Annotated in this window: 10 protein-coding genes and 1 pseudogene; 2 read left to right on the plus strand and 9 right to left on the minus strand. The window is 45.8% G+C overall.

Annotated elements, in window-relative coordinates; translation table 11 throughout:
* Positions 1-2: 2 nt before the first annotated feature.
* Complete coding sequence (locus AC1DXC_RS23175; protein ID WP_477461551.1) at positions 3-1,223, minus strand: hypothetical protein; 1,221 nt, start codon at positions 1,221-1,223, stop codon at positions 3-5.
* A gap of 178 nt (positions 1,224-1,401) precedes the next feature.
* Here AC1DXC_RS23175 and AC1DXC_RS23180 point away from each other — a divergent pair, with 178 nt between their 5' ends.
* Positions 1,402-2,214, plus strand: a complete 813-nt coding sequence (locus tag AC1DXC_RS23180; RefSeq protein WP_477461552.1) for a lysophospholipid acyltransferase family protein — start codon at positions 1,402-1,404, stop codon at positions 2,212-2,214.
* Positions 2,215-2,230: 16 nt separating this feature from the next.
* Here the strand turns inward: AC1DXC_RS23180 and AC1DXC_RS23185 are convergent.
* A pseudogene (locus AC1DXC_RS23185) lies at positions 2,231-2,329 on the minus strand (DUF6029 family protein); the annotation flags it as partial.
* Between the two features lie 283 nt (positions 2,330-2,612).
* Positions 2,613-3,716, minus strand: coding sequence for a PAS domain-containing sensor histidine kinase (locus tag AC1DXC_RS23190; protein ID WP_477461553.1), 1,104 nt, complete (start codon positions 3,714-3,716; stop codon positions 2,613-2,615).
* 307 nt (positions 3,717-4,023) lie between these two features.
* Between AC1DXC_RS23190 and AC1DXC_RS23195 the strand changes: the two genes are divergently transcribed.
* Positions 4,024-4,959 carry a diguanylate cyclase gene (locus tag AC1DXC_RS23195; RefSeq protein ID WP_477461554.1) on the plus strand — a complete coding sequence of 312 codons (936 nt, stop codon included), beginning with the start codon at positions 4,024-4,026 and terminating at the stop codon, positions 4,957-4,959.
* On the opposite strand, the gene AC1DXC_RS23200 is transcribed toward AC1DXC_RS23195, so the two are convergent.
* The 6 genes from AC1DXC_RS23200 to AC1DXC_RS23225 form a co-directional block, all read right to left on the minus strand.
* Entirely contained in the window at positions 4,960-5,403 is a 444-nt protein-coding gene (locus tag AC1DXC_RS23200) for a luciferase domain-containing protein (protein ID WP_477461555.1), read from the minus strand.
* Entirely contained in the window at positions 5,404-6,318 is a 915-nt protein-coding gene (locus tag AC1DXC_RS23205; RefSeq protein ID WP_477461556.1) for an SRPBCC family protein, read from the minus strand.
* 65 nt (positions 6,319-6,383) lie between these two features.
* Complete coding sequence (locus tag AC1DXC_RS23210; RefSeq protein ID WP_477461557.1) at positions 6,384-6,890, minus strand: GbsR/MarR family transcriptional regulator; 507 nt, start codon at positions 6,888-6,890, stop codon at positions 6,384-6,386.
* A 123-nt stretch (positions 6,891-7,013) separates the two neighbouring features.
* Positions 7,014-7,394, minus strand: coding sequence for a hypothetical protein (locus AC1DXC_RS23215; protein WP_477461558.1), 381 nt, complete (start codon positions 7,392-7,394; stop codon positions 7,014-7,016).
* Between the two features lie 109 nt (positions 7,395-7,503).
* Positions 7,504-9,753, minus strand: a complete 2,250-nt coding sequence (locus AC1DXC_RS23220; protein WP_477461559.1) for an FG-GAP-like repeat-containing protein — start codon at positions 9,751-9,753, stop codon at positions 7,504-7,506.
* A gap of 525 nt (positions 9,754-10,278) precedes the next feature.
* A partial coding sequence (locus tag AC1DXC_RS23225) for a transposase (protein ID WP_477461560.1) occupies positions 10,279-10,498 on the minus strand: 220 nt, incomplete at its 5' end.

Here is a 10,498-nt window from a genome sequence, read left to right on the forward strand (position 1 = left end):
GATCATAAGCCTTTTTGCCCATCAACCACGGGCACGTAACGGTAAACTACTTGGTAGGGTTCGGTTTTAAGCTTCTTTGACAGTTGGCCTATGCGCAAATCCTCGCGCTGCGGAGTGGGCTCGCAAATGGTGTAGGCGTTGCCTTTATACAAGATGGGGTTTCCAATCGGCTTGCTGAACTGCACTGCCATGGTAATATGCGTTGGGTACAACAGGGCTATCATGGGCAGGTTGTAAATTTCTTTTACCAGGTAAAAGAACAGCGCTGCACGGTCATCGCAATCGCTGTAACGGGCAAACAGGGTTTCCTCGGGCGAGAGGCGTTTCTCCCGGCCATAATTCTCTTCGTCGTCCTCATACAAAAAGGCGTAGCGGGTAAAATGCATCAGGTAGTCAACGCCTTTCTTTTCGCTCATACCCTTCATGTTTTGTTTGAGCAAGGGGATAAGCGAGCTATAAGTTTCCTTGCTTACCGGGATATTGAAATACGTTTCGAAATCAACCCCCGGATAGTTCATAAAGATGGTCCCCACATCCGGATTGAGTTTAATATTGAAGTAGTATGCCTTGTGGTGATAAGTAAATTGCAGTTCTTTCTCCTGGTAATCCGATGCCTTAAAATCGGGCATGCGGGTAACTTTGTAGGAAAATGCCTTTTTGGCCTCCGGGATAGCAATAGCTACCGGTATAGGTGGATCGAGATTGAGGTCGGCCCTGGCGTAATCGTGATAGTTTAGGCACATGTATTTTTTGGCATCCACTATAAAAGCGGGGATGTCTGATATATCCTCATCGTTCAATACATAAAATATCACTTTGCTTCGGGTAAGAGCCAAACGCACATCGTAGCCGCTTTTAGCCATCAGGAACCACTTGTACAGGGTATAACGGCCATAGTTATCGGCCTTGGGGCTTATCTGTTGCGCCGTTTTGCGGATGAGCTGGTAATACAGCCAATCGTTCAGTTGGTTGCGGTTCTTGTAAGCGATAAGCGAGTCTATAACAGGCTGGTAATTGCCTGCATTTATTTTATCGTAAAAACCTTTTACCGATGCCTGCGAAAGCTGAGCAGGCACATCGAGTATCAAAGCGTTATCTATCTGGGTGTTGAAGGTGCTGCCGTAAAAATCAATGCATATCCGCTGCTGCTGCGCCCTGGCCATCGTAAACGAGAGCAGAGAACCCACCAGGATGGTTAAATATGTTTTAGAAAAGCGGTACAATTGAGATTTATAATTGGTAGTATAAATTTACATATAATTAACTTATTGGCAACATTAAATCAACCGATAAATTATTGCTCCGGCCATCATCATATTTATCAACAGTAGGCGAACTTAATGGTGCCGACACCTTCGGTTAATACCAGTTTGATACCTTTACGAATCATACCACATTAAAATGCCCGCTATTTCCAAAGCAGATTTTTCTAAAGCAGCCGGCATCAATGGCCTACCGTTACTCGTCTCATTTTTAATGAACGTGTTGAAGATAGATGCCTTTAATACGATGATGGAAAACGCCAATGCCTTAAAAGGCGTAGCTTTTGCCGACCATTTGTTTAAGACACTAGGTGTAACGCTGGTTGTAGACGAGGAAAGTTTGCATAATATACCGGCCGATGGCGCATTTATTACCGTTGCCAACCATCCTTATGGGGCCATAGAGTCGCTTGCTTTGCTGAGTATCCTTGTAAAAAAACGCCCCGAAACCATGTTTATGGGTAACTTCTTGTTGAAGAAAGTGCCTAACCTGGCCGACCATATCATCGCCGTGAATCCCTTCGAGAATATAAAGGATGCCTCCAGCATCAGCGGCTTAAAAACTACGCTCAAGGTTTTGAAAGATGGGGTGCCGGTCGCTATTTTCCCGGCGGGGGAAGTGTCATCTTACTGCCTCAAAAGGCGACAGATTACCGACAAGGAGTGGCACCCCGTTGTGGGTAAAATCATCGCAAAAGCCAATCAGCCCATACTGCCGGTGTATTTCCATGGCAACAATGGCCTGCTTTTTAGCCTTGCGAGGTATATACACCCTTCGTTGCAAACTATTATGCTTTTCTCGCAATTGTTCAACAAACGCGGGCATCAATTATACGTAAAAATTGGCCAGCCAATAATGCCCGGCGATGTGCCGCAGCAAGGCGACAGCGGGCCTGGCATGTTGGCCTACTTACGCGAACGAACTTACGCCCTGGCCGCTGGTTTAGTTTGATACGCTGCCGAATATTTTATTTGCCCAACGTTGTTGTAAGCGTAGGAGTGATACCCGTTGCTGCCGGTGCAAAACGGCAAATACCGCCCACACAAAACAACCCCGCCCGCTGCCGGCCATAGCTAAGCTAAAACCTGCTGCCTCCCTTGCGGTAGCTGCCGCCAAAATTGGGGTAATGTATTTTAATTACATCGTAATTGAAATAAAAGTGTGGTAACAGCTTTTTCATTGATGTAAACGCTTGATTTACCTGTTGGTAGGTAATCGGGGCGCAACCTCACATCTCTTCGTGGTTTTTTTGCGCGCATTAAAAAGCGTTACGGTACGCCCTGTGGAACTGCCTGAGGCCATGTAGTGAGCAGCCCGGGCGGGCAAGAACAGCCGGGGGCTTTTAAAAGCTAATCCCTAAAGGAGATGTTGAACCGGGCGCCTTTGTTCACTTCGCTATCGATAGTAATGCGGCCGCCGAGGCTGGTAATGTGGTTGTAAATTAAGTACAGCCCGATACCCTTGCTATCGGCATTTTCATCGTTGTGGAATTTTTGGCTAAAGCCGAATAACCTGTCCTGTACTTTTTCCATATCAAAGCCCCGCCCTTGGTCGGTATATATCAATTCGCTAACGCCGTTACGGCGATGCGAGCGGATAATGATTACCGGGACGCTATCTGACTGCGCATACTTTACCGAATTAGTAATCAGGTTCAGGAAAACGCTCTCCAGGTAAACTTTATTAAATTTCACGGTGGGTAGCTCAGAAAAATCAACGTCGATAACCGCCCTCGAGTCCTGCAAAAACGACCGAAGCGATATCAGCACCGTATCCAGGCATTCATCCAGATGCAACGTTTCTACCGTTGCGTTTAAAACATTATTCTGGCTCAGCGCGTCCATATACCCATTTAACGTATTCTTTAAACTATCCGTGGCGGTTTTAAGCATTCCAATAAATTCCAGGGTTTCCGCATCCTTAATTTTACTAACGTTCAACAGACTAAACACCGATAGCAGATTGCCTACCGGCGAACGAAGATCATGCGAGGTAGCATACGTAAGCTGCTTCAGGTCATTATTGTTGCGGGTAAGATTTGCGATCTCGGCATTACGTGCTTCCTCCTGTTTCTTTTTATGGGTGATATTTTTGGCAATGGCGAAAATCAGTTGCTCATTCTCTATGGGCATCGAAGTCCACGACAACCAGACTACCTCACCTGTTTTAGTAAGATACTTGTTCTCGAAGTTGAGCAGCGGCATATTTTTAGTGAGGTTTTGGCGCCTACTGGCGGTGAGTTGCTGGTCATCGGGATGTACAAACGAATTGATGGGGCTAGCAAGAAGTTCCTCGTTACTGTACCCTAAGGTTTTAGCTACCGTTGGATTGATCCGTTTAAAAAAGCCGTCGTAACCGGCGATGCATAGTAGATCTGGCGAAAGCTCAAAGAAAAGCTCGAGGTTGTAATTATTGGATGCCGTATCGGCAGAATTGAAAACAGGAGCTAACATAAGTGCAAGTTTACGTATTAACAAGGGTGAAGCACCGGGTAGTATTAAGTTCTAAAACTAATAGTTATAATAACCGCTCACTCTTACGGTAAATTTATCCTAACAGTTATAAAATATTCATTTTAATGTTTTTGAGGCTAAATGTTTATGTGGCATAGTGTTCCACATAATTGCTATATTTACTTACTTCTTAACAAAAGTCAACAGAGTACACCGCAGCCCCTCGCGGCAACCTGGCCTATCCAATTACTCAAATTGCAATTCCCCCTGGCCCATCTTATAGTGTTAATTTCCAGCCGATACAAAAATGAATATCAAAAAAGCGACTTATGAACTATTAATAGCAACTAAACAATTGGCTTTTCAAAACACGGAGAAAAAGAAGCGCGCCGCAGAATTGCTCGAAGCCAACAAAGAATTGGCGTTTCAGAACAACGAGAAAGACGCGCGCACCGCAGAGCTGGCAATTGCCAACAAGGAACTGGCCTATCAGAATGATGAAAAAGAGGCACGCGCGGCTGAATTAATTGTTGCCAATAAAGAATTGGCTTTCCAGAACGATGAGAAGGACGCACGCGCGGCAGAGCTGGCAATGGCTAACAAAGAACTTGCCTATCAAAACGATGAAAAAGAAGCGCGAGCAGCAGAATTAATCGTTGCCAACAAAGAATTGGCTTTCCAGAACGACGAGAAGGATGCGCGCGCCGCAGAGCTGGCGATAGCCAATAAAGAACTTGCCTATCAGAATGATGAAAAAGAAGCACGGGCGGCGGAATTGCTCGTAGCCAATAAAGAGTTGGCTTTTCAGAACGCTGAGAAGGACGCACGCGCGGCAGAGCTGGCAATAGCTAACAAGGAGCTTGCCTACCAGAATGATGAGAAGGAAGCGCGGGCGGCAGAATTAATTGTTGCCAACAATGAGCTGGCCTACCAAAACGAAGAAAAGGAAAAACGTGCAGGAGAGCTGGCATCTGCCTACATCGAACTAAAAAAAACCGAAGCCTATCTGAAGGATTATGTTAAAAGCATGGAGGAGATGATGTTCATCACGTCGCACAAAGTGCGGCTGCCGGTAGCCAATATTTTGGGCATAACCAGCATTATCGGCGGATTCCTGGATGCGCCGGTTCAATTAAAGAAGATGATTATTTACCTTAAGCGGTCGGCAACATCCCTCGATGAATTTATACAGGAACTCACCGAATTTATCAATGATAAAGAGGGAAAAAGGAAAATCTCCTGATTATGCCGGTTGACCGTATCTCCGGTCGGCCATTTTATTATCATAGGCCATTTTTAGCAACTGCAGGGCAAAAGCTGCATCATCCTCGCTTTTGATATAAAGGCTTATCCAACCGGTGCCCTTAAAAATATGATGGTTCAGAATTCGGCCATCCTCTGCCATCAGTCGCAGCTTTTCCTTTCGGCTTAATAACATATCCAACAAACCATTGCTATGGATATGCCCAAGCTCGAGCGAGCCGCAGTTAAATTGTAGCCCGCCGTATTTATGGATGCTGATGCGGATATTTTGCCAGGCCGACACTTCCGTTTCAATATTGTCGATATAGTCGGACACCTTCGGGTTTATCATAATGGTTGCTATACGCAGCCAGGCATCAAACACCAGGCCGAAGCCGGGTATTGCCTTTAAAAAGCCAAGATATCTGGTTACGAACCGGAACATCTATTGCGCCTCGCTAATTTGTTTGATGTGCTCCATCACCCTTAGATGCACATTGCGGGTAATGCTTTTGGCCCAGATATCATAATACCAAGCCGGGAAAACGTACAAGCGGTACCAGCTGTTGCCCGTTACGGTGGTTGTACCATCACCATTATCCTTTAATAAAAATTGCCCGCGCAGGATATCGATGTGGCCCATTATCTCCGGGTCGCGCGGCTGCCCGGTGATATCGAAGGTGAGGTTCTTGTTTTCGTCATACACTACAATCTTTTCATCGAACACGTAGCCGTTACTGAAAATACATTTACGTTTTGCGCCCAGGTAATAACCTTCGGTAGTTGATTCCACCGGGCTCGGCATGCCTAATTTAAACAGCCAGTATTTATCGGGGGAGGTATTGCGTTTGTAAGCGACTACGTTTTTCCAAACGGTGCTAACCGGCGCTTTGATGATAATGCTATCTGCAACCATATTTTCGTAGTGGTGTACCGATGTTGAATCGATAACAAAAACAAGAAGGAGCAGGGCTACTATGCTCACATTCAGCGTTGTGTTATCGCGTTTGAACATGGTTCGGCCGGCAAAGGTGCCCGCCACAATAAAAGACCAGAGTAAGGGAGATACGATAATGAGGCAAATAACCCCTTCCTCGAGGAACACGAAGCTGAGCGCTACAGCGATGATGCAATTGATAATTGACCGCATGATTACCATCCTGCCGGAAAGGTCTCTATCGCGCCAAAACCATGCGCTGATGATTCCCATCAAAAACGGGACAATCACAAATTCCGAAAAAACAATTACGCTGCTGCCACCCGGTTCTGTAGAAAAATACTTGGTGATGCCAATAATGACAAAAGCGACTGCATTGGCCACCAGGTAACCGTTCATTAACGGGGTAAAGATTTTTTTCATTTTAAGGTGAGGTTTATTGAGATTGAATTTTCAGTAAAATATGAAATTTATAGTCAAAAAAATGCTTATTTGAACATTTTAAAAATCGATTTCCAGAACCAGTTCTCTTCGGCCTTTAGCATCGTCTCCAAAGTTTTATCTACGTTTTTGGCCAGCTTATTAATATCGGTAACCGATTTATTGAAGGTTTTAAAGGCCTCATCCTTGCTGTCGCCTTCTACCTTGCTCAATTCATCCAGTATTTTGATGATGGGGTCTAGCTCGCGCTTGCGGCGTTCTTTGGCCACCTGTCGGGCAATATTCCAAGTGTCTTTATCGGCAAAAAAGTATTCTTTGCGCTCGCCTGCTTTGTGCTGTTTTTCTACCAGGCCCCAGCTTATCAAATCGCGCAGCGTCATGTTGGCGTTGCCGCGCGATATCTTCAGCTCCTCCATAATCTCCTCGGTAGTGAGCGCAGCAGGGCTAACCAACAGCAAGGCATGTACTTGTGCCATGGTACGGTTAATACCCCATTCAGAACCTAACTTGCCCCATGCTTCAATAAATTTGCTTTTTGCTTCGGATAATTGCATATACAAAGATAAACATGTTTTTTAACTTTCAAAACTTTATGAAAGTTTATCGTGTCAACGGGTATAAAAAAGCCACCCTCGTATTGCTACGGGGCGGCTTGCGGTTTCTGCTTTCGGTAAAGCTTAGTTAGATGCGGTAGAGCTCCAGCCGTCGCTCCAGCCGGTGCTGGCCTTATCCTTGCCACTTACCATTTTTTCGTACTTGGCCACTTGTGCGGTAGTTAGCACTGCTTTAATTTTTTTAACGGTTGCAGCGCGCAGGGGGCGTATAGCCACCAGCATTTTATCGTTATTGCCTTTTTGCTCGGTTTTTATCTTATCAAATTTCTCTGCCGAATCGGTATAGATAGCCGCAATCTGGGCGGTTTGCTTATCGGTAAGCTTCAGTTGCTGCTGCAATTCTTTCGCTTTTTCAACCGGATCGGTAGTGCCGGGGCGGCTCTGTGCACTTGCCGCGATGCTTACGCCCAAAAACAGGCAGCACATTAACATTATTCTTTTCATGGTTCTATGGTTTTACGTGTTTAGTAATAATTCTTAAAATTAATATTAGTTTTCAATATATAAAAATAAGCAAGCACATTACTGTAATGTGCTTGCTGTGAATAGGTTATTATTGTTTCATTCCTGCCATTTCAGGCATACATACGGCCACTCCTTTCTTATTTTTAAAAGTAAGTTTTGCAAGATTTTTGGACTTCAAAAAGTCGATTCCCTCGGCTATATCCAAAAACTGATTAGGTTTTACGTTCTTAAATCGTTGCACGGTTTTGCTGCCTGCCCAGGTAATTTCCAGTTCGTCTATAACGGTGGCCTGGCCAATGCCTATTTCCTGCTGCAGTGGCGATGATCCGAAGCTGCCGCCCGAGTTTACATCTCTGTAAACATGGCGCTTGATGCCGTTTTCGGTAAAGGTTAGTTTAATGTGGCTGCCAATAGCAGCTTTGTTGGCCTTCACGCCCTCCAGTTTTAGGCTTATCCAGTTATTATCGCTCTGGCCGGGGTTCATATATAGCGAACTGGTGTACGAGTCGCCCTTGTAGGCTCCACCCATTTCGGCATAAATATCCTGTATGCCGGTGTTGCGGAAATCGGCAAAGGCAATACCATGCCCTTTTTGCAGGTTTCCAAGGCGTGATGAGGTGGTTACATCTGCAAAGCGTTTGCCGCCAACGTTCCTGAAAAGCTTATTGGGCACAAGCGATTTAAAATCGGGGTTACCGGTGCCGAAATACATGTCCGGGTAGCCATCGTTATCGATATCGCCAAAATTACCCCCCATGCTGAACACCACTTTATCTAAACCCGCCTCAACAGTAACATCGGTAAATTTGCCGTTATGGTTGTTGTGATATAGGAAAATGTTGCCCGCGCGCGGCACGGGTTTGCCCAAAGCAGCAGCTGCAGAATAATAGCCCAGGCTGGTTGTGAAATTATAATCGCTCACCACTATATCCTGCCAACCATCGTTATCGTAATCGAAAAACCAGGTGGTAAAGCTGCGTTCGTGGTTATCGGCGAGGCCTGCTTCGGCGCTAACATCTTTAAAAGCTACCGTGCCTCCGGGTTTGGTTATGTTTTTAAGCAGGTGCTTGTTGCCGTTCATGGTAGATAGGAAAACATCCGGCAACCCGTCGTGATCATAATCGGCAGAGGTAACGCCTTTTACAAACTCGGCAACATCGCAATGGGCTTTACTGGCAATATTGGTAAACGTGCCGTTTTGGTTGTTGATGTATAGCATGCACCTATGCTCGCCGCCTTCGGTAGCGGTAGGCAGGTTCTCTGCGCCGATGAACACATCTACCCAGCCATCGTTGTTGAAATCGGCCCAGGTGGCGGTTTGGGTAGGGTGGAAGTACAGCAGCCCCGCTTCGGTGGTAACATCAGTAAAGGTACCATCGCCATTATTGCGCAGCAGCGATGATGGCTGGTTACCGAAGCCATTGGTAAGCCAGGCACCGCGCAATACGAAAATATCCAGCTTGCCATCGTTGTTGTAATCGGTTTGCTGGATGTTCAGGCCGCCGGTAATGCCGGTGAGCCCGCTGCTTTCGGTCATGTCGCTAAAGGAGCCGTTCTTATTGTTCCGGAAGTAGTGCATGGGGTCCTGCAAATCCCAACCCGAGGTTACGATATCGATATAGCCATCGTTGTTGAAATCATCGGCAATAACGCCGCCCGCCCTGCCATTGATGTTAAGATCGAGCCCAGCGGCCACGTCGACAAAAGGTTTCAGGCGCTGGCCCTCGTCGGCATCAAGCCCTGGTATCAGGAACTGTTTGGGTACATTTTGCGGGTATTGCCCCAGCGTCATGTAAGCAATGTTGAGCAGCCAGCGCGATTGCAGGTCGACCGGGTTGGCTTTCAGCACGGCCTGGTAGGTATCGATGGCCTTTTTGGATCCGGTTTGCTGTATGTGCACGCCATCGCCCTTAATGGGGAATATGCACGATGAGCCGGCGTGGTTTAGCATGCAGTTGGTCCGCTCGCCCAGTCGCATGAAGGCTATGCCTACATCAGGCATTATTTGATTAAGGGCCATGTAATCTACGTGGTTTACCAAATAATCGTAAGCATCTACAGATTCCTGTTCCTTACCTACTTCTAAAGCCAGCTCGGCTTTTGAATAAAGCACGTCGAGATTCCTGTCCAGGCCTCCGGCTTTCAGGATGGAATCAAGCGCGGCGTATTTCACCTCGGGGCAAAACGAATTTTTTTGGTTATAATTCTCTTTGGATAGTTGGCTCAGCAAATTCACCATCTCCTGATGTGAGCCCGATTTTCGGCTAAATGATATCATGCCTATAGCAACGCCTATTAAAAGCACAGCTGCTACGGCCCATTTTATAATGTTTTTCATGTTGGGTAATGTTGCTAAGCTGCCGCTGATAGATAGCAACAAACAGCTTAAGTTTTATCATTAAACAATACTTACGGGATGGCCAAAGCAAAGCCCGGCCAACCCGGCAATATGTTTAAAAGATATCGCCACGCAGGATTACCATGAAAAGAAGGATACGCCAGATGCCTTATTTATTCAGCATAATAAATCGTAGCCCTTTACAGGCGCCCCGCGGGCAAGAAAATTGGATTGGGAAAGGCTTATTGATACAACCGATGGATGCATAAGGCCTTGAATAGGGTTGGTTAATATATTTGACTGTACATAAGCATGTACAAATTTTTGCGGAGCAATTGAGCGGGCAGCATAATGCCGGCCACCCATAACAGCAAACACCCGCTCGCCTATCGATAAGGCGACCGTAGCCAGCAGGAATATAGCAATAAGATTTTCCAAAGCTTTGGTTTGCAGTTTGTAGATATAAAAGTGTGACTTATTTACGGCATTTCAAAATTAAAAGCGCAAAATACCAGGGCAAACGCATTAAAATTTAAGGAGCATAAGTAAGTATTTGAAATCCCAGGAGGCGATGTTCTTTTTCCTTCTGATGCTGATATTCTTTGTGAGGTCGTTTTTAAGGATATTTAGGGCAACTTTGTTGATCAGGGAAAAGTTTTGGGCTGCATGCTTATTTCTTTTCCTATCGGCGTCTTCGTGAAAGGCTACGTCAAGCGTCCAATGCAACTTGTTTTCTATAGCCCAG

The sequence above is a fragment of the Mucilaginibacter sp. P2_D11 genome (assembly GCF_056404435.1).

Coding starts and splice junctions, on each gene's coding strand:
- AC1DXC_RS23180 (WP_477461552.1), top strand. CDS start 1,402: ATGCCCGCTATTTCCAAAGCAGATTTTTCTAAAGCAGCCGGCATCAAT.
- AC1DXC_RS23190 (WP_477461553.1), bottom strand. CDS start 3,716: ATGTTAGCTCCTGTTTTCAATTCTGCCGATACGGCATCCAATAATTAC.
- AC1DXC_RS23195 (WP_477461554.1), top strand. CDS start 4,024: ATGAATATCAAAAAAGCGACTTATGAACTATTAATAGCAACTAAACAA.
- AC1DXC_RS23200 (WP_477461555.1), bottom strand. CDS start 5,403: ATGTTCCGGTTCGTAACCAGATATCTTGGCTTTTTAAAGGCAATACCC.
- AC1DXC_RS23205 (WP_477461556.1), bottom strand. CDS start 6,318: ATGAAAAAAATCTTTACCCCGTTAATGAACGGTTACCTGGTGGCCAAT.
- AC1DXC_RS23210 (WP_477461557.1), bottom strand. CDS start 6,890: ATGCAATTATCCGAAGCAAAAAGCAAATTTATTGAAGCATGGGGCAAG.
- AC1DXC_RS23215 (WP_477461558.1), bottom strand. CDS start 7,394: ATGAAAAGAATAATGTTAATGTGCTGCCTGTTTTTGGGCGTAAGCATC.
- AC1DXC_RS23220 (WP_477461559.1), bottom strand. CDS start 9,753: ATGAAAAACATTATAAAATGGGCCGTAGCAGCTGTGCTTTTAATAGGC.